The sequence below is a fragment of the Haloprofundus sp. MHR1 genome (assembly GCF_005155585.1).
GTDB classification, from domain to species: domain Archaea; phylum Halobacteriota; class Halobacteria; order Halobacteriales; family Haloferacaceae; genus Haloprofundus; species Haloprofundus halophilus.
In genome coordinates, this window is the sequence record NZ_CP039833.1 from 844,462 (window position 1) to 861,093 (window position 16,632).

General features: G+C 67.1%; 20 protein-coding genes. 12 read left to right on the plus strand and 8 right to left on the minus strand.

Annotation, left to right across the window (positions count from 1 at the left end):
• Position 1 precedes the first annotated feature (1 nt).
• The 3 genes from FCF25_RS04200 to FCF25_RS04210 are packed head-to-tail and all read left to right on the plus strand — an operon-like array spanning position 2 to position 2,473.
• Positions 2-727, plus strand: a complete 726-nt coding sequence (locus FCF25_RS04200; RefSeq protein ID WP_117594920.1) for an amino acid ABC transporter permease — start codon at positions 2-4, stop codon at positions 725-727.
• Positions 728-779: 52 nt separating this feature from the next.
• On the plus strand, positions 780-1,538 hold the full coding sequence (locus FCF25_RS04205) for an amino acid ABC transporter ATP-binding protein (protein WP_137047425.1): 759 nt from the start codon (positions 780-782) through the stop codon (positions 1,536-1,538).
• Complete coding sequence (locus FCF25_RS04210; RefSeq protein ID WP_137047426.1) at positions 1,535-2,473, plus strand: amino acid ABC transporter permease; 939 nt, start codon at positions 1,535-1,537, stop codon at positions 2,471-2,473. The genes FCF25_RS04205 and FCF25_RS04210 overlap by 4 nt, the downstream gene beginning before the upstream one ends.
• 7 nt (positions 2,474-2,480) lie before the next feature.
• On the opposite strand, the gene FCF25_RS04215 is transcribed toward FCF25_RS04210, so the two are convergent.
• Entirely contained in the window at positions 2,481-3,548 is a 1,068-nt protein-coding gene (locus tag FCF25_RS04215; RefSeq protein ID WP_137047427.1) for a zinc-dependent alcohol dehydrogenase family protein, read from the minus strand.
• 387 nt (positions 3,549-3,935) lie between these two features.
• Between FCF25_RS04215 and FCF25_RS04220 the strand changes: the two genes are divergently transcribed.
• The gene (locus FCF25_RS04220; protein WP_254425900.1) at positions 3,936-5,015 is read left to right on the plus strand and encodes a M14 family zinc carboxypeptidase; all 1,080 of its coding nucleotides are present in this window, start codon (positions 3,936-3,938) and stop codon (positions 5,013-5,015) included.
• An 11-nt stretch (positions 5,016-5,026) separates the two neighbouring features.
• Here FCF25_RS04220 and FCF25_RS04225 read toward each other — a convergent pair whose 3' ends face one another.
• Positions 5,027-6,532 carry a replication factor C large subunit gene (locus tag FCF25_RS04225; protein ID WP_137047429.1) on the minus strand — a complete coding sequence of 502 codons (1,506 nt, stop codon included), beginning with the start codon at positions 6,530-6,532 and terminating at the stop codon, positions 5,027-5,029.
• Between the two features lie 135 nt (positions 6,533-6,667).
• Between FCF25_RS04225 and FCF25_RS04230 the strand changes: the two genes are divergently transcribed.
• The 6 genes from FCF25_RS04230 (at position 6,668) to FCF25_RS04255 (ending at position 11,611) form a co-directional block, all read left to right on the plus strand.
• Positions 6,668-7,495, plus strand: coding sequence for a FixH family protein (locus tag FCF25_RS04230; RefSeq protein WP_254425885.1), 828 nt, complete (start codon positions 6,668-6,670; stop codon positions 7,493-7,495).
• A gap of 118 nt (positions 7,496-7,613) precedes the next feature.
• Positions 7,614-8,213, plus strand: a complete 600-nt coding sequence (locus FCF25_RS04235) for a flavodoxin domain-containing protein (protein ID WP_137047430.1) — start codon at positions 7,614-7,616, stop codon at positions 8,211-8,213.
• A 149-nt stretch (positions 8,214-8,362) separates the two neighbouring features.
• Positions 8,363-8,821: a pyridoxamine 5'-phosphate oxidase family protein gene (locus FCF25_RS04240; protein ID WP_117594928.1), complete on the plus strand. Its 459-nt coding sequence runs from the start codon at positions 8,363-8,365 to the stop codon at positions 8,819-8,821.
• 144 nt (positions 8,822-8,965) lie between these two features.
• Entirely contained in the window at positions 8,966-10,192 is a 1,227-nt protein-coding gene (locus tag FCF25_RS04245; RefSeq protein WP_137047431.1) for a CaiB/BaiF CoA-transferase family protein, read from the plus strand.
• Positions 10,193-10,332: 140 nt separating this feature from the next.
• The gene (locus FCF25_RS04250; RefSeq protein WP_137047432.1) at positions 10,333-10,974 is read left to right on the plus strand and encodes a GNAT family N-acetyltransferase; all 642 of its coding nucleotides are present in this window, start codon (positions 10,333-10,335) and stop codon (positions 10,972-10,974) included.
• Positions 10,967-11,611, plus strand: a complete 645-nt coding sequence (locus tag FCF25_RS04255; RefSeq protein ID WP_137047433.1) for a GNAT family N-acetyltransferase — start codon at positions 10,967-10,969, stop codon at positions 11,609-11,611. Before FCF25_RS04250 ends, FCF25_RS04255 begins: the two co-directional genes overlap by 8 nt.
• A gap of 6 nt (positions 11,612-11,617) precedes the next feature.
• Here FCF25_RS04255 and FCF25_RS04260 read toward each other — a convergent pair whose 3' ends face one another.
• A complete protein-coding gene (locus FCF25_RS04260) occupies positions 11,618-12,796 on the minus strand; it encodes an amidohydrolase family protein (protein ID WP_137047434.1) in 1,179 nt (392 codons plus the stop codon).
• A gap of 126 nt (positions 12,797-12,922) precedes the next feature.
• Between FCF25_RS04260 and FCF25_RS04265 the strand changes: the two genes are divergently transcribed.
• Entirely contained in the window at positions 12,923-13,519 is a 597-nt protein-coding gene (locus FCF25_RS04265) for a transporter (protein WP_117594933.1), read from the plus strand.
• On the opposite strand, the gene FCF25_RS04270 is transcribed toward FCF25_RS04265, so the two are convergent.
• Both FCF25_RS04270 and FCF25_RS04275 read right to left on the minus strand, forming a co-directional pair.
• Entirely contained in the window at positions 13,486-13,974 is a 489-nt protein-coding gene (locus tag FCF25_RS04270) for a GNAT family N-acetyltransferase (protein ID WP_137047435.1), read from the minus strand. The two genes, FCF25_RS04265 and FCF25_RS04270, sit on opposite strands and share 34 nt — an antisense overlap.
• A gap of 25 nt (positions 13,975-13,999) precedes the next feature.
• Positions 14,000-14,659, minus strand: coding sequence for a metal-dependent hydrolase (locus FCF25_RS04275; RefSeq protein ID WP_117594935.1), 660 nt, complete (start codon positions 14,657-14,659; stop codon positions 14,000-14,002).
• A gap of 164 nt (positions 14,660-14,823) precedes the next feature.
• Between FCF25_RS04275 and FCF25_RS04280 the strand changes: the two genes are divergently transcribed.
• On the plus strand, positions 14,824-15,531 hold the full coding sequence (locus FCF25_RS04280; RefSeq protein ID WP_117594936.1) for a helix-turn-helix domain-containing protein: 708 nt from the start codon (positions 14,824-14,826) through the stop codon (positions 15,529-15,531).
• Positions 15,532-15,549: 18 nt separating this feature from the next.
• Here the strand turns inward: FCF25_RS04280 and FCF25_RS04285 are convergent, their stop codons facing one another.
• The 3 genes from FCF25_RS04285 to FCF25_RS04295 form a co-directional block, all read right to left on the minus strand.
• The gene (locus FCF25_RS04285; RefSeq protein ID WP_198665738.1) at positions 15,550-15,747 is read right to left on the minus strand and encodes a hypothetical protein; all 198 of its coding nucleotides are present in this window, start codon (positions 15,745-15,747) and stop codon (positions 15,550-15,552) included.
• Positions 15,748-15,842: 95 nt separating this feature from the next.
• Positions 15,843-16,223: a co-chaperone YbbN gene (locus tag FCF25_RS04290; RefSeq protein WP_137047436.1), complete on the minus strand. Its 381-nt coding sequence runs from the start codon at positions 16,221-16,223 to the stop codon at positions 15,843-15,845.
• Between the two features lie 72 nt (positions 16,224-16,295).
• Positions 16,296-16,631 carry a hypothetical protein gene (locus FCF25_RS04295; RefSeq protein ID WP_137047437.1) on the minus strand — a complete coding sequence of 112 codons (336 nt, stop codon included), beginning with the start codon at positions 16,629-16,631 and terminating at the stop codon, positions 16,296-16,298.
• Position 16,632 lies beyond the last annotated feature (1 nt).

Sequence of the window (16,632 nt, forward strand, 5' to 3'; positions counted from 1 at the left end):
GATGGACCCGACTGTCGTCGCACAGACCACGGGCGACTGGGCGTTCGTCCTCGACAACGCCCCCTACCTTCTCGTCGGCGCGGTGCTGACGGTCGTTCTCACCGTCGTCAGCATGCTGCTCGGCTTTCTCGTCGGCTTCCCGGCGGGCATCGTCGAGGTGTACGGCGGCCGGGTGAGCACGTTCCTCGTCGAGACGGTCGGTATCGTGCTCAGAGGGACACCCATCGTCGTCATCCTCATCTTCATGTACTTCGTGTTCTCGACGCCGAGTCTCACCCTCGGGCTGTTCGACGTGACGGTGACGCTCTCGGACGCGTTCATCGCCAGCGTCCTCGGGTTGGGGTTCCGAAGCGCGGCGTACCAGTCCCAGATTTTCCGCGGGGCGCTGCAGAGCGTCGACGAAGGACAGTTGGAGGCGGCGCGCTCTGTCGGGATGAGCAAACTCGAAGCCATCCGCCACGTCGTCGTGCCGCAGGCGCTCCGTCGGTCGATTCCGGGCTTCCAGAACGAAGTCACCATCGTCCTCAAGGACACGAGCGTCGTCTTCGCCATCGGTCTCGCCGAGTTGCTGACGCGGAGCTACGACCTGTTCGTCCGACAGACGACCGCGGTGCTGGAGGTGGTGTTGTTCGTCAGCGCCATCTACTTCGTGCTGACGTTCGTCACCAATCGGGGACTCGACTTCGTCGGCTCGTACTACGAGATACCGGGCGGTGAACAGGCGTGACGGCGGTTTCGAGCGGTCGGAGTCGGCGCAGTTACGAAGGAGGTCGACGCACATGAGCGATAGCGATCACACACATCTACTCGAGGTGGACCGCGTCTCCCAGAGCTACGGGACCGAGAAAGTGCTGCGCGACGTCAGTTTCGAGATGGACCGCGGCGACGTGACGGTGCTCGTCGGCCCGAGCGGGTCGGGCAAGTCGACGATGCTCCGCTGCGTCAACCGACTCACCGAGATAGACAGCGGGAACATCTACCTCGACGGCGAGCGCGTCACCGGCCCCGACGTCGACGTGAACGAACTCCGCAAGGAGGTTGGCATGGTGTTTCAGGACTTCAACCTCTTCGCGCACCTCACGGCGCGACAGAACATCATGCTCGGGCCGCGTCGCGTGCTCGGCCTCAGCAAGGAAGAGGCCGGAAAGCGCGCCGACGAGCATCTGGAGATGGTCGGGCTCACGCCGCAGGCCGACTCCTACCCCGGCGAGCTCTCCGGCGGCCAGCAGCAGCGCGTCGGCATCGCCCGCGCGCTCGCGATGGAGCCGAAACTGATGCTGTTCGACGAGCCGACGAGCGCGCTCGACCCCGAACTCATCGGTGAGGTGCTGGAGGTGATGCGCGACCTCGCAGACCGCGGGATGACGATGCTCGTCGTCACCCACGAGATGAGCTTCGCGCGGGAGGTCGCCTCCGAGATGCTGTTTCTCGACGGCGGGAAGATCGTCGAGCGCGGCCCGCCCGAACAGCTGTTCGACCGTCCCGAACAGGACCGCACGGCGTCGTTCCTCCGGCGCATCACCGAGATGCACTCATGAGCGAACCAGTCGTCGACGCGGCTCAAGAGCAAGAGAAGTCGAGCGAGCCTCGAATCTCGACCGGCGCGGTCGGACGGGCGCTGCTCGTCGCCGCCGGCGTCCTGTTCTGGGGGTGGCTGCTGCTCCGGTGGGCCAACGACTGGCTCGGCGGCCTGCTGGTCCCGGTCGGCCAGCCGTTCGTCGCACCCGAGACCATCGAGTCGTTCGGAGCCGAGGTTCCGGGTCTCGCGGGCGCGTTCGACGCGCTCGCGTTCGCCGTCGAGTATCTGCCGACTCTCTCGGAGGGGCTGTGGCTCACGCTCGTGTTGACGGTTCTCGGCATCTTCTTCGGCTTCTTCATCGCCGTGCCGCTGAGCGTCGCCCGCGTCTACGGCAACCTCTCGAAGTACGTCTCGCTCCTCTACACCGAACTCCTTCGAGGGACGCCGCTTCTGGCGCAGTTGTTCGTGCTCTACTTCGGACTGGACATCTCGGGGTACGTCCCCGGCTTTCTCGACGGCGTGTTCGCCAACAACGCCGCGTGGGCCGCGCTCGTCGGGTTCGTACTCAACAGCGCCGCCTACCAGGCGGAGTACATCCGCTCGGCGCTGCAGAGCGTCGACACGGGGCAACTCACCGCCGGTCGCGCCATCGGCCTCTCGAAGGTGGACGCGATTCGGTATGTCGTCCTCCCGCAGGGACTCAGATTCGCCATCCCCGGCTGGACGAACGAGCTCATCTACCTCATCAAGTACTCCTCGCTGGCGGCGTTCATCACCGTCCCGGAGCTGTTCAAGCGCGCCAACGACATCGCCTCCTCGAACTTCCGCTACACGGCGATGTTCACCATCACCGCGGTGCTGTATCTGGCGCTCGTCATCACGGCGTCTCGGCTGATGAACTACGTCGAGGACCGGACGTCGATTCCGGGACTCGGTTCGGGGAGCGGGCGGTAGCGCGCGTTCAGAACTCGGTCACGACCTCGATTCCTTCTGTCTCGTAGTTCGTCATCGCCGCCAGTCGCTCCGGCACGTCCGACAGCGGCACCTCTCGGCTCACGAGCGCGCCGGGGTCGACGTCGCCGGTCGCCATCAGTCCCAGCAGTTCCTCGTACCGAGTCGGGGGCATCCCCCGAGAGCCCAAAAAGGAGATTTCCTGCATCGTCATCCGGTCCGTCGGCAGCGACACCTCGCCGCGTTCCTTCTCGGTCGTCAGCCCGAGTTGGACGTGCGTGCCGCGCTTGCGAAGGCAGAAAATCGAGTTACGACACGTCTCTTCGAGGCCGAGCGCGTCGACGGAGACGTGCGCGCCGCCGTCAGTCTCGGCGCGAATCGCGCCCGTGACGCCGCGGCCGTCGAGTTCCGAGGAGTCGACGACGGCGTCCGCGCCGACCTCGCGCGCGAGGTCCAGTTTCCCGGCGTCGATGTCGACGGCGACGACTCGCGCGCCGACTGCGTTGGCGACCTGCACTGCCGAGAGCCCGACGCCGCCGCAGCCGTGGACGGCGACCCAGTCGCCCGTGCGGACGTCGGCGCGGTGCGCGAGTCCGTGGAACGCCGTCATGAACCGACAGCCGAGCGCGGCCACGTCGCGGGCGGCGACGCTCTCCGGCAGGGGCATCGCGTTGTAGTCGGCGTAAGGGACGTGGACCTGCTCGGCGAACGCGCCCGGCGCCTCGGCCTGAAAGCCGAGCGAGAGACCGTCCGCACAGACGTTCCCGTGACCGTTGCGGCAGTACGGGCAGGTGCCGTCGCCGAGGTTGAACGGGACGGCGATTCGGTCGCCCTCGCGGAGGTGATCGACGCGCTCGCCGACGGCGACGACGCGACCCGCGGGTTCGTGGCCGAGAATCTGTCCCTTCGGCACCTGGTCGTCGGCCCACTCGCCGTGGCCTTGCCACGCGTGCCAGTCGCTCCGGCAGATACCGCAGGCTTCCACGTCGACGACGACGCCGTGCGGCGCGGGGTCGGGTGCGTCTACGTCTTCGACGACGAGCGGTTCTCCGTACTCGTGCAGGACTGCGGCACGCATCACGCTCCGGTATGCGAAGCCGTCACAAAAAGCCGCGCGTACACGTCCCGGAGTGCCGGTGTCCTTCGCTGTGGCGACGAGTCGCCACCACCGACACTCCGGTAAGCCGTACGTTCTACCCCAGGCCGAAAAACGTTTAGCACCGGCCCGTTCCTTGGGTGGAGTATCACCTCCAAAGACAGTCCTCCGAAGACGACCCGACGACAGTATCTGGCGACGGTCGGGCTGGGCGCGCTCTCGGCGCCCAGCGCCGTCGAGTCGGCAATCGACACGACGGAGGCCCGACGCGCTGGACTGTCGGACCCGCGCGCATCGCTCACCAACCAGCAACTCGCGAAGGAACTCCACGCCCTCGCCGAGGGCTCTCCGCACGCCGCGCTCCGTCGAATCGGCCGCTCCGCCGGTCGTGACGACCCCATCTGGGAGCTGCGGGTCGGACGGGGAGAGACGAACGTCCACCTCGTGACGCAGTTACACGGCGACGAACCCGCCGGAACCGAGGCGATACTCGCGCTCGTCCGCGACGTGACCTCGAACCCCGAGGCCAACCTGGACCTCCTCTCTCGACTCACGCTCACCGTCGTCCCCCGCGCGAATCCGGACGGTGCGATGTTCGCCCGCGACGAGGACGCCGACGGTGCCGACGAGCGCGTCACCCGGCGCGAGAACGTCCAACCGTGGCGACGGCGCGACTCCCGACGCGAACCCGACTACCACAGTGCGGACGAACCGCCGGGGTACGACTTGAACCGCGACTTCGACCCGACAGTCGAGTTTTCGGGCGCGGACCGGTCGTCGGACACCCGTTCGTCCGGCGAGTGGACCCGGTACGAAGAAGACGGCGAGACGCAGTGGCGACACGACCGGCAGTACCGAGGCGCCACCCTCCGGGGATGCGGCCTCGGACTCACGCCGGAAACCGCCGCCGTCGCCGACTCGTACCGGCGCGCGGACCCCGACGTGGCGATAACGCACCACCACAAGAGCGTCGAGACGCGGGGGCGCGGCGGCGAGGCTCCGTCGCTTCTGAGCGTCATGGCCCCGTTCGGACCGGCGTACCTCGAACGAGCGCCCTCGTACGAGCGGGACGACCCCCCCGAGACCATCGTCAACCCGTTCGTCGACGCCGAGATGAGTCGGCGCTCGCTCCGTCTCAACTCGTTCGTCGCTCGTCAACTCACGTCGCTGGGCGAGTTCGGAACCGTGACGCGCTACGGTTACGAACCGCTCTGGGGGTCGTATCTCGACGCGCTCACGCCGAAGACGAACGCGGCCGGGATGCTGTACGAAGTCGCCGGGCAGTCCGACGAACGCGACAGCGTCGACTACGCCCGAAAGGTCGCCGTCTCGCGGACGGCGTTCCGGCGGACGCTCGAAGCGCTGGCGTCGGACCCGGACCTCGGGACCGTCGACGAGAACCGGTACTTCGACCTGCCCGTGGAGTCCAGCGGCCCGACGAGTAGATAGCGGAAACCGGGTCAGAAGAAGTCGGTGAGGCCCGCTTGGCCGTCGTCGCCGCCGTCGCCGTCGTCGCTGTCGCTCGCATCGCTCTCGTCGCCGCCGTCGGCCGCCGATTCGGCCGCTCCGTCGTCTTCGGTCGTCTCGGTACCGGCGCCCGTTTCGTCGTCTCGTGCGTCGTCGCCCCGCGCTCCGTCGTCGCTTCCGTCGCCGGCGGTTCCGCCCGTCGAACCGGCGAACGCGCCGCCGGAGTGTTCCTCCATCGCCTCCTCGCGGAGCTCTCGGGCGTCCTCGACGATGGACTGCACCTTCTTCGTCGACTCGCCGCTGCCGGTGACGTGGGCGACGTGTTTCTCCTCGAACTCGTAGTACGCCGCCATCGCGACGGTGAGATCGCGCGGCTTGCAGTGGTGGGTCATCACCGAGAGGTACGGTACGATGCGTTGCCGCGCGATGCTCATGCTCGTCCCGCTGGACTCGGCGACGCGGCGGGCCACCTCGTCGCCGGTCTTGTCCTTCGAGCGCCAGAACTGCGGGCGACCGTAGCGCGTCCACCCGCCTTTGGTTTCGTCGCGGGCGGCGGCGACGCCCGCGGCGAGGTTGTCACCCGCGTAGCGCCAGTAGCTGTAATCCTGACTCGCGCGCACGCGACCTAACCACCGGTCGGCGTTGGCGAGGAACTCGTAGGCGCGGGCGACCTCCTCGCCCTCGTACACGTCGAGCATGTTGTCCTCGACCCACTTCGTGAGGTCGTCGGGCGTCTCGTCGACGTCGTAGGAGGTGTACAGTGCCTCCTGCGGGGATTCCTCTTTCAGCACCTGGTCCAAAAATTCGAAGATGCCCACGGAGCGGTCGCGGTCGCTCGTCGCAACGGACTCCTCGGTGATCGCGTCGCGGCCCTCGGCGGCGGCCTGCAGGTCGTTCACCGCGCCGCGGAGGTCGCCGCTGTTGACGTCGGCGATTCGTTCGAGCGCCGCGGACTCGTACTCGACGCCCTCCTGTCGGCAGATATCTCGGAGGACGGGAACGATGGAGCGCGCGCTCACGTCGCGGAACTCGATGGACTCGCAGGCGTTGCGCAGCCCGCGGCTCATCTCGTAGAACTCGTTGGCGATGAGCACCATCGGCTGTCCCGCCTCCTTGACGAGCTTCGTGATGGCGCGCGCGCCGCCGCGGTCGTAGTTGCCGTGGATGTTGTCCGCCTCGTCGAGGACGATGAGCTGTCGGCCAGAGCCGCCGGAACTCGACCCGCCGAGCGTCGCGTTCATCGCCGCGCGGCCGGCGAACCGTTCGATGACGGCGGCGGTCCGCTGGTCGGAGGCGTTCAACTCGACGGTCTCCCAGCCCATGTCGTTGGCCAGCGCGTGCGCCGCGGAGGTCTTGCCGACGCCGGGACTGCCGTAGACGATGACCGCGTCGCCGTGGTCGTCCCACGTCTCGGCCCACTCGCGGAACTGGTCGCGGGCTTTGTTGTTGCCGCGTATCGCCGACAGCGACCGAGGGCGATACTTCTCCGTCCAATCCATTACTCGGACAGAGGCGAGTGCCGCGTTTAGTGGTTCCGGAGCGTCGGTCGGCGCGTTTCGCTCTCCGCCGGTGACGGCGTTTCGGCCTCGAACGGTTCGACGGCCCGACTGTGCCGTACGGGAGTACGAAGCGGTATGGCGCCCTCTCTGGACTACCCTCACATGGAGGACCACTCGACACACGACCACGGTGAATCGTCGCCGGAGACGGCCGACCCCGTCCGAGGCTACGCGCCGAACGGACACGCCGCACCGGGCGGGTTGGCCGTCGCGGCGAACGGACTCCGACTCGACCCCGCAGAGACCCGCTTCACCCCGGGAACGAGCGCCGAGTGGACGTTCCGTATCGTCGACGACGACGGGAAGGTCGTCACCGACTTCGAGGAGGCACACGGCGAGCGAAGCCACCTCGTCGTCGTCCGACGGGACCTGACTCGGTTCCAGCATCTCCACCCGGAACTGACGTCGGACGGCACGTGGCGCGTCGACGATTTCGCACTCTCCGACTCGGGAGTGTATCGGGCGTTCGTCGACGTCGTCGTGGACGGGCGGCCGACGACGCTCGGGTTCGACCTCTTCGCGTCGGGGGCGGGAACGGGAACGGAAACGGTCGCCGAGCGACCCGACTCGTCGCGCCGGGCGACCGCAGACGGGTACGACATCGAACTGCTCACAGACGGGGTTGTGGCCCGAGAATCGTGTCGGCTGACGTTCGAGGTTCGGCGCGACGGCGACCCCGTCTCGAAGCTGGATGAGTACCTCGGCGCGCTCGGTCACCTCGTCGCGCTCCGCGAAGGCGACCTCGCGTACCTGCACGTTCATCCGGAGGGGACTGACCCCGACAGTGGCCAGGTCGCGTTCCAGGCGCGGTTTCCGACATCGGGGCGGTATCGACTGTTCCTCCAGACGAGGCCTGAGGGCGAACTGGTGACGACAGCCTTCGACGTTCGCGTCCGTCAGTAGTCGTCGACGCGTCGACTCGCATCCTGACTCGACGTTCGTCTCCACGTTATTGTCACCGATTCACGTCGATAGGGGCTCTTATGCCGACCTTCGCGGAGTACTCTCACGGTGAAATCGCGTGGCTAAATTTCTGGTGTGCTACGGCACCGGTGAGGGACAGACGGCGAAAGTCGCCGAGCGACTCGCGGAGCGACTCGACGAGCGGGGACACGAGGCGACGGCGGTGAACGTGGGAGACCGGTCGGGTGACCGCTCGGTGGCCGCGTTCGACGCCGTCCTCGTCGGCGCGTCGATACACGCCGGAAAGCACCAACCCGCCGTCGTGGAGTTCGTCGAAGCGAACCGTGACGCGATGGCGACCAAACCGACGGGGTTCTTTCAGGTGTCGCTGTCCTCGGCGGACGAAGAGGGGGAGGCGCAGGCGGCGGGGTACGTCGACTCGTTCGTCTCCGAAACCGACTGGCATCCGGACCGCATCGGACTGTTCGGTGGCGCGCTCCGCTACTCGGAGTACGGCTTCCTCAAACGGTTGATGATGAAGCAGATCGCCAAACGCACGCTTCCCGACGTCGACACCTCCCGGGACGTGGAGTTCACCGACTGGGCGGAGGTCGACGCGTTCGCCGCCGATTTCGCGGCGTTCGCCGAAGGTCGGCTCGGCGTCGTCCCGCCCGGAACCGACGCATCCGACGGCTCCCGAGCGGAGTCGAGCGAGTAGGGCGGACGCGAGAGCGAGTAGGGCGGACGCGAGAGCGAGTAGGGCGGACGCGAGAGCGAGTAGGGCGGACGCGAGAGCGAGTAGGGCGGACGCGAGAGCGACCCCGAGGAGCCAGACAGTTTTTGCACGAGTGTGACATATGTACTCGTATGGTGAGTTCACGGTCCGTCGAGGTGAGCGACGAAGCGCGCGACGAGTTCCTCGGCAACGGCGGGACGGGTGTTATCTCGTTCAACGCCGCCGAGAGCGACGACGCGCCGTACGCCAGGCCGGTTTCGTACGGCTACGACCCGTCGGATACGACGTTCTTCTTCAGACTCGCGTTCGGTCCCGAGAGCGAGAAACGCGAAGTCGTCGGCGCGAGCGCTCCGGTCACCTTCGTGGTGCACGACCGGGGAGACGAGGGCTGGCAGAGCGTCGTCGCCTCCGGCAGACTGGAGAGAGTGACCGAAGCGGCTATCGACTCGGACGTCGTGCAGGCGATTCGACGCGTCCACATCCCGCTCGTCGACGTCTTCGAGCGCCACCCGCGGGAGTTGGAGTTCGAGTTCTACCGACTCGTCGCGGACTCGGTGAGCGCCCGAAAGGAGGCGCAGGCGGAGAGCTAACCGACCTCCGAGGCGGGATGTCGGCTGACGCCCGAGTACGGTCGCCTCTGCCACCGAAACCGTTTAGCCAGCAACTTTCAAAACGTCAGGTACGAACACGATGGATATCGCAGCTGACTTACGACGGCCACGCGCTCGTCCCTGATGACCGGCGAGGCTCGACGTCCCGACACCGACACCGGTCCCCTCGACGGCGTGACCGTTCTCGACGCCTCTCGCGTTCTCGTCGGACCGTTCTGTACGATGCAGTTGGGCGACCTCGGCGCGGACGTCATCAAGATAGAGCTCCCCGGCAGCGGCGACCAGACCCGCGGGTGGCACCCGCCGACGCACGGCGACTCCGAGGAGAGCGCGTACTACCTGAGCGTCAACCGCAACAAACGCTCGTTGACGCTCGACCTCGCCTGCGACGAGGGACGCGACGTGTTTCGCACCCTCGCCGGCGAAGCGGACGTCGTCGTCTCGAACTTCCGCGTCGGGAAGATGGCCGAGTACGGTCTCGACTACCGGACGCTGAAGCGGGACAATCCCGGCCTCGTCTACTGCGCGCTATCGGGCTACGGCGAGTGGGGCCCCGACCGCGACCGGCCGGCGTACGACCTCATCATGCAGGCCGAAGGCGGTCTGATGAGCATCACCGGCGAGGAGGACGGCGCGCCGGTACGCGTCGGCGTCGCTATCGCCGACATCGGCGCGGGGATGTACGCGACGCAGGCCATCCTCGCCGCGCTGTTCGAGCGCGAACTCGGCGACGGCACCGGCCAGAAGGTGGACGTCTCGCTGCTCGACGGGCAGGTGGCGTGGATGAGCTACATGGCCTCGTACTACTTCGCAACGGGGGTCTCACCGGGGCGGATGGGGAGCAAACACCCGACTATCGCCCCCTATCGAGCGTTCCCCACCGAAGACGGCTACGTCGTCGTCGCCGTCCCCTCGCCCACCCTCTGGCCGAAGTTCTGCACGGCCATCGGCTACGAGGAACTCGTCGACGACGAGCGCTTTGCCGACAACGCCGCGCGGGTCGAACACCGCGACGAACTCGACGCGATACTGGAAGCCGAGTTCGAGACGTACACCACCGAGGAACTGCTGGCGCTGTTCGACGAGTTTGGCGTCCCCGCCAGCGACGTGAAGGATATGGAAGACGTGTTCGAGAACCCGCAAGTTCGCGCCCGAGGGATGCGACAGTCGGTGACGCATCCGACCGCCGGCGAGGTGGAGCTGTCGGGCAGTCCGATGCACCTCTCGAAGACGCCGACCTCCATCCGCCGACATCCGCCGCTTCTCGGCGAGCACACCGTCGAGATACTCCGCGAGTTCGGTTATCCGGACGACGAGATAGAGCGATTCGCCGAAGACGGCGTCGTCTGATTCGCTCTCGGTTATTCGGCCGTTCTCCCGGTTATTCGGCCGTTCTCCCGGCTATTCGACCGTACTTCCGGACGCCGACGCCGTGCTACTCACTAACTCACCGTGACAACTCTTTTTCACATACCGCGAGACGAGCGACCATGTTCCCCGAGACGGTCGAGACCGAACGTCTCCGCTTGGAGCGCCTCGGTCCCGACACGGTCGACGTCTACGAGTTCTACGCGATCACGTCGTCGACGGAGATGGACGAGGTGACTCGTCACTCCACGCAGACGCGACACGAGACGCCGAAGGAGAGCGCCGACTACCTCGACGAGAAGGCCGAAAAGTGGGAGAGCGGCGAGGGCGCGCAGTACGTCGTCCGTCCGCGCGAGGGCGAAGACGGCGCGGGCGAGTTCGCGGGCGTCACCGGTCTCGGGTTCCAGTGGGACAAACAGAGCGCCGTCATGGGGCTGTGGCTCCGCAAGCGGTTCTGGGGTCGCGGCTACTCCGGCGAGCGCGCGGCGGCGCTGTTACACGTCGCCTTCGCCGAACTGGACCTCGAACTCGCGTCGCCCGCGCACACGCCAGAGAACGAACAGTCCAAGCGCGCTATCGAGAAGTACGTTGAGAGGTTCGGCGGTCAGTACGAAGGAATCCTCAGAAACTGGGTGCCCGCCGAGATGACGACTACGGGAGAGCCGTGGAACCTCCATCGCTACTCCATCTCCCAAGACGAGTGGCGCGCCGCCGTCGACGACGAGGCTATCGAGACGCCGGAGGTGCGAGTCAGCTATGAGTAGTGACCTCTTTCCGACGGTCATCGAGACGGAGCGCCTCCGATTCGAACCCCGAACGCCCGACTACGTCGACGTGCACGAACTGTACCGCATCTGTTCGTCGTCGCCGGAGATGGACGAAATCACTCGGTATCTCCCGTGGTCGCCGCACGAGACGCCGAAGGAGACGTACGAGTTCCTGCGTCGGGGACGACAGCACCGCGAGAACCACGAGACGGTCGACTACGTCATCAGACCACGAGAGAAGGAGGACGGTGCTGGGGAGATCGCCGGATTCGGCGGGTTGAACCTCCAGTGGGACCGCCGCAGCGCCGGACTCGGTCTCTGGCTTCGCAAGCGCTTCTGGGGTCGCGGCTACTCCGGCGAGCGCGCGGCGGCACTTTTCGAACTCGCGTTCGAGCGTCTGGACCTCGAACTCGTCCGCGTGGCCCACGACCCGAAGAACGAGAACTCCCGACGCGCCATCGAGAAGTACGTCGACAGATTCGGCGGCCAGTGCGACGGCACGTTCCGCAACGCGGCGGCGACTGTCGACGGCGAAGTCGTCGACCAGACGCACTACACGGTAACGCAGAGACAGTGGCGCGAGGCCTGTGGCGACGCCGAGCAGACGGTTCGAATGCGGTGGGACGACGACTGACTCCGCTCACTCCGCGTCCGGCAACGACCCGGCAACGAGTTCGCCGCCCTTCAGCACCGCCTCGGGGTTGTTGAGCAGCGTCACGTCGTCGGTGGGGTCGCCGTCGACGACCACGAGGTCGGCGTGGGTCCCGGTTTCGAGCGTCCCCGCCCCTTCCAGACCGATCGCGTCGGCGGCCGTCTCGGTCATCGCCCGGATCGCCTCCGCCTCGCTCATGCCGTACTCGGCCATGAACGACACCTCGGTCGCGTTCGAGCCGTGGGCGTTGAACGGCGTCCCGGCGTCGGTGCCGCCGGCGATTCTCACGCCCGCTTCGACGGCCCGGCGGAACGAGTCGATGTGACGTTCGTACACGTCGCGCGTCTTCCTCGCGCTCTCCTCGGTCGCCATCTCGGTGTTGCGGATGATGTGGTACGGCGCGCAGAGCGTCGGGACGAGCGTCACGTCCTCGGCGACGAGCATCTCGATGGCCTCGTCGTCGAGGAACGTCCCGTGTTCGACCGTGTCGACGCCCGCCGCGACGGCGGCTTTGACGCCCTCGCCGCCGTGGGCGTGCGTCGCCGCGTGGACGCCGCGGCGGTGCGCTTCGTCGACGATGGCGTGCAGTTCCTCGTCGGTCATCGCCACCGCGTCGGGGTCGCTACCGGGCGTCGTCACCCCGCCGGTGGTCATGAACTTGATGAACTCCGCGCCCTGCTTTTTCTGCTCGCGGACCGCCTTTCGGGCGTCGTCGGGGCCGTCTATCTCCCGGCCGAGGTGGTGGCCGTGACCGCCGGTGATGGTGATGGAACGGCAGTTGGCGACCATCCGCGGCCCCGGCACGTCGCCGCTGTCGACGGCGCGCTTCAGGACGGGGTCGATGTCGCGCGCGCCCATCGCTCGGACGCCCGTCACGCCCGATTCGAGTGTTCGGCGGGCGTTTCGCGCCTCGACCAGCGCGAGCTCCGCGTCGCTCATGCCGACGACTTCCTCGACGCTCACCTCTCCGGAGAGCGAGAAGTGAACGTGCGCGTCGACGAGCCCCGGCAGCACCGTACGACCGGGCAGCGAGACGACCGATTCGTCCGCGTCGGCGTCGGCTTCCACGTCGCCGACGGCGAGTATCTGCCCCGTATCTGCGTCGACGCGAATCGACCCTTCACGGGTCTCTCCTCGGTCGAACAACAGCACGTCTCGAAGAATCATCGTCGCTCCCTACTGTCGGCGGAGGCTTGAACGTGTCTTTCTACGGTGTGTGTTTCCATACGACATATCTCGTCCACGTGTCACGTGGCCAGAAAGTACTTTTCACCACGCTAGTTCCGAGTGGATATGACAGAGACGAACAGCGGCCGGTTCGGTGCGCTCGCCGCTGCGGGCGGGGCCCTCGTCGGGGGTATCGCGTACGCGTTCGGCTACGCGATGACGTACGTGGTCGCGAGTTCGGAGATTCAAAACTCCGGTGCGCAGCAGCTCCTGGAGGTGTTGACCGGCGAATCGGCGACGTGGAAAGCCGTCGGCTGGGTGTTCTACAACGCTCACTTCGTCGACACCGATATACCCGGACTGTTCGGCGCGTCGCGCGCGGTAAACTTCGTGGCGGAGGTCGAGGCGTTCCCCACGATGCTGTACGTCCTCCCGCCGGTGCTGCTCCTGCTCGCGGGAGCCGCCGTCGCGCGGACGGCCGGCGTCACCGACCCGACGGGCGGAGCGAAAGCGGGCGCGGCGGTGCTCCTCGGCTACTTCGCGCTCTCGGTCGCCGGTGCGTTCGCCTTCGCCGTCCCGGTCGGTCAGACGGCGACGGCCGAACCGGACTTCGTCGCGGCCGTACTCGTCGCCGGCGTCGTCTACCCCGCCGTCTTCGGAACGTTGGGCGGCGTCGTCGCCGGGACGGTTCAGAGCTCGCGGGCGACCATCTCGCCCCAGTGAGCGAAGCCGAACCGTTCGTAGAACGCCCGCGCCCGCTCGTTCTCGCCGTCGACGTCGAGCACTATCCGGTCGAGCGGGAGCTCCTGCGCCCGCGCCGCGTCGAGCGCTGCCTCCAGTAGCTCGTCGGCGACGCCCGTCCCGCGGTGGTCGGGCGCGACGTAGATCTCGTTGAGCACGGCGGCGTCCCAGATCATCGACAGCGACGCCGGCAGGACGAACGCGTAGCCGACCAGTTCGCCCCCGTCGCTCTCGGCGACGTGGACCGCCCGCTCGTCCTCCGCGACGCAGCGGTCGACCCACTCGCGGTAGCGCTCGCGGTAGTCGTCGGTGAGTTTCGCCTCGTACTTCTCGCGTTTGTCGTCGCCGCCGGTCCCGTCGCCGAGTCCGAGTTCGAAGGCGCGTTTCAAGCTCCAAAGCTCGCTGTACTCCTCGGTCGCGTACGGTCGAATCTCCATGCCGAGGGGTCGTCCACCGACGGTATCAGTGGTTCGAAGCCGGCGGTTCGTCGGACGCCCGGACCCGGCCGTTCTCTCGCAACCGCGCCCCGACGACGACGGCGCTCACGAGCACGAGCATCAACTGCGTGCCCGAGGAGACGACGGGGAAGACGCGCTCGACGTTCTCGGGTTCCGCGCCGGGCGAGGGGTCGACGCCCGTCCGGTAGTGGCGCGTCTCCGTCGTCGCCCGCGGCTCCTCGGGTGCGAACTCGACGAACGTCTGCACGACGCCGCGCTGGTTCGAGAGGTACAGGTGGCCGTTTATCGAGTAGAAGCCGTCGTACAGCGGGTAGAACGCGTTGATACCGTTCGTGAACAGGTCGGGGAAGATGCCGCCGAACGCGAGCGCCGCGAGCGCGGCCCATCCGAGGCGAACGCCGCGGCCGCCGAACCGGTCGCGGAGCCGAGAGCCTCCACGGAGACGAGTATCGTAGACGAGTCCACCGCCCAGAAGCGTCGGCAACAGCAGCGTGTGGAGCAGCGAACGATGCGCGCCCACGAGGACGAACCCGAAGAACGTGTCGAGGTCGGGAGTCGCGGCGGCGACGAGGACGACGGCGAGCGCGCGGCGGTCGAACTCGTCGCCGAGAAGCGCAACCCCGACGAGCGCGCCGAGAGCGAGGTGGACGACGGTCGACGGCACGTCCGGAGATAGCAGAGCGAGCGTATGTACGTTGCGCCGCTTCGGGGGCTGTTTCGAGTCCGTCGGAGAAATCGTCATTCGTCGAACCCCCCTTTCGATACCCTTTTGTCCGGTCGCCGACCCACACCGCCTATGTGGCAGTCCGTCCGCGGAGGGCTTCGCCGATGACCGAAACGCCGAGAGAGGACCTCGCGCGCCGAATCGCCGGCGAAGTGACGCTCAGCGACGAACCCGGAGCGACGCTCCGGAAGTGGCGTACCGACTTCGACATCTCTCAGACCGAGCTCGCGGCGCAGTTGGACGTCTCCTCGTCGGTTATCTCCGACTACGAGAGCGGCCGCCGCGAGAGCCCGGGCATCGGCGTCATCCGGCGGATGGTCGACTCGCTGCTCGACATCGACGAACAGCGCGGCGGCGGGCGGATTCGTCAGTACGCCCGGGTGCTCTCGGCGGGGTTCGAGAGCGACATCGTCCACGACCTCCGGGAGTACTCCACGACGGTTCCGCTGGACCGACTCTACGACGCGATGGACGCGACCGAACTCGTCCGCGGCGACGAGGACAGGGTCAGCGGACACACCGTCATCGACAGCATTCAGGCGATAACGCGGCTCTCCTCCGACGAGTTCTACCGGCTGTACGGCCAGAGCACGAACCGAGCGCTCGTCTTCACCGGCGTCACCCGCGGGGAGTCGCCGCTGGTGGCGATGCGCGTCGTCAACCCGACGCCGAACGCCGTCGTCCTCCACGGCGTCGAGGAAGACGACCTCTGGGAACACGCCCCGGCGCTGGCGCGCATCGACGGCTTCTCGCTCGCCGTCTCCAACCGAGACTTGGACGAGATGCTCGACGACCTGCGCGAGCTGCCGTAGTCGGCGTTCCGACCGACTCTATCGTCGAAGTGTCGACTCTCCCGGGCCGGTGTCGATGTGGTGTACCGCCTTCGGCGAGAGCAATCGACCGCTCGGGAGTTCGACCCACCCTGTCGCCAGCACGCGAATCCGCCCTTCGTGCAGCACCGTCTCCTGTTCGAAGTCGCCGTAGACGACGGCGTCGCGGTACTCCCGCTCGAACAGATCAGAGAACATCTCCCAGAGCGAAGCTGTCGGCACCATGCCAGAATGTCACGTTGACTGATTAAAAGCGTAGCGTCGGTCGTTCCGTCGACGGCGTGAAATCGCCGTCACTCGGCCGCAATCGCCCGACTGCTGTGTTCCTCCACGAACCCGACTATCGCGTCCGTCCCCTGGAACCCCTCTGCGAGCCGGCCGACGAGTTCGCCGTCCTCGAACAGCAGGAGCGTCGGGACGCTCCGAACGTCGAATCGCTCGATGAGGTCGGGGTCGTCGCGGGGGTTCAGCATCGCCACGGTGACGTCGGTCGCGCGGGCGACGTTGCCGACGACGGGTTCGATGGACTGACAGAGCGTGCAGCCTTTCGTGTAGAGGTCGACGAGTACGAGGTCGTCCTCGGCGACGAGGTCGTCGAGTTCCTCGCCCGAGGAGAGCCGAATCGGTTTGCGTCGCTGTGCGTCGGCGTCGGTGTCGGCGGCGTCTGCGGTCACGGCTCACGGTACTCGCTCTGCGTTAAAAGTGGTTGCGCGGTTCGGCCGCCGGGTCGCACGGTTGCCGTGCGCTCACCCGAACAGCGACTTGTTTCGGGCGTCCTGAATCGCGTACGCCGCCCCCAGAATCGCCACGCCGAGGAACACTTCGGTGTACCCCGGCGGTGTCGGATTCGGCAACAGCGACCACGCGAAGATGGCGAGGCTGAGGAGGACGAGGAGCCAGATACGCCACTTGCCGAGGAGTCGCCTTCCGAAGCCGGTGCCGTTCGACCGCTCTTCTTCCAGTCTCCCGGTACCCGAGTCGGCTCGAATGGCCTCCTCCCCGGTTTCGGTGTCCGTATCGGTTCCGTCCGTGTTGGCTCCGTCCGTGCCGGTTTCGACCTCCGTATCGTTGCGAACAGACATC

Bases quoted from the DNA above. Each gene is read 5' to 3' on its own strand.
- FCF25_RS04200 (WP_117594920.1), top strand. From the start codon at position 2: ATGGACCCGACTGTCGTCGCACAGACCACGGGCGACTGGGCGTTCGTC.
- FCF25_RS04205 (WP_137047425.1), top strand. From the start codon at position 780: ATGAGCGATAGCGATCACACACATCTACTCGAGGTGGACCGCGTCTCC.
- FCF25_RS04210 (WP_137047426.1), top strand. From the start codon at position 1,535: ATGAGCGAACCAGTCGTCGACGCGGCTCAAGAGCAAGAGAAGTCGAGC.
- FCF25_RS04215 (WP_137047427.1), bottom strand. From the start codon at position 3,548: ATGCGTGCCGCAGTCCTGCACGAGTACGGAGAACCGCTCGTCGTCGAA.
- FCF25_RS04225 (WP_137047429.1), bottom strand. From the start codon at position 6,532: ATGGATTGGACGGAGAAGTATCGCCCTCGGTCGCTGTCGGCGATACGC.
- FCF25_RS04230 (WP_254425885.1), top strand. From the start codon at position 6,668: ATGGCGCCCTCTCTGGACTACCCTCACATGGAGGACCACTCGACACAC.
- FCF25_RS04240 (WP_117594928.1), top strand. From the start codon at position 8,363: ATGGTGAGTTCACGGTCCGTCGAGGTGAGCGACGAAGCGCGCGACGAG.
- FCF25_RS04245 (WP_137047431.1), top strand. From the start codon at position 8,966: ATGACCGGCGAGGCTCGACGTCCCGACACCGACACCGGTCCCCTCGAC.
- FCF25_RS04250 (WP_137047432.1), top strand. From the start codon at position 10,333: ATGTTCCCCGAGACGGTCGAGACCGAACGTCTCCGCTTGGAGCGCCTC.
- FCF25_RS04255 (WP_137047433.1), top strand. From the start codon at position 10,967: ATGAGTAGTGACCTCTTTCCGACGGTCATCGAGACGGAGCGCCTCCGA.
- FCF25_RS04260 (WP_137047434.1), bottom strand. From the start codon at position 12,796: ATGATTCTTCGAGACGTGCTGTTGTTCGACCGAGGAGAGACCCGTGAA.
- FCF25_RS04265 (WP_117594933.1), top strand. From the start codon at position 12,923: ATGACAGAGACGAACAGCGGCCGGTTCGGTGCGCTCGCCGCTGCGGGC.
- FCF25_RS04270 (WP_137047435.1), bottom strand. From the start codon at position 13,974: ATGGAGATTCGACCGTACGCGACCGAGGAGTACAGCGAGCTTTGGAGC.
- FCF25_RS04280 (WP_117594936.1), top strand. From the start codon at position 14,824: ATGACCGAAACGCCGAGAGAGGACCTCGCGCGCCGAATCGCCGGCGAA.
- FCF25_RS04285 (WP_198665738.1), bottom strand. From the start codon at position 15,747: ATGTTCTCTGATCTGTTCGAGCGGGAGTACCGCGACGCCGTCGTCTAC.
- FCF25_RS04295 (WP_137047437.1), bottom strand. From the start codon at position 16,631: ATGTCTGTTCGCAACGATACGGAGGTCGAAACCGGCACGGACGGAGCC.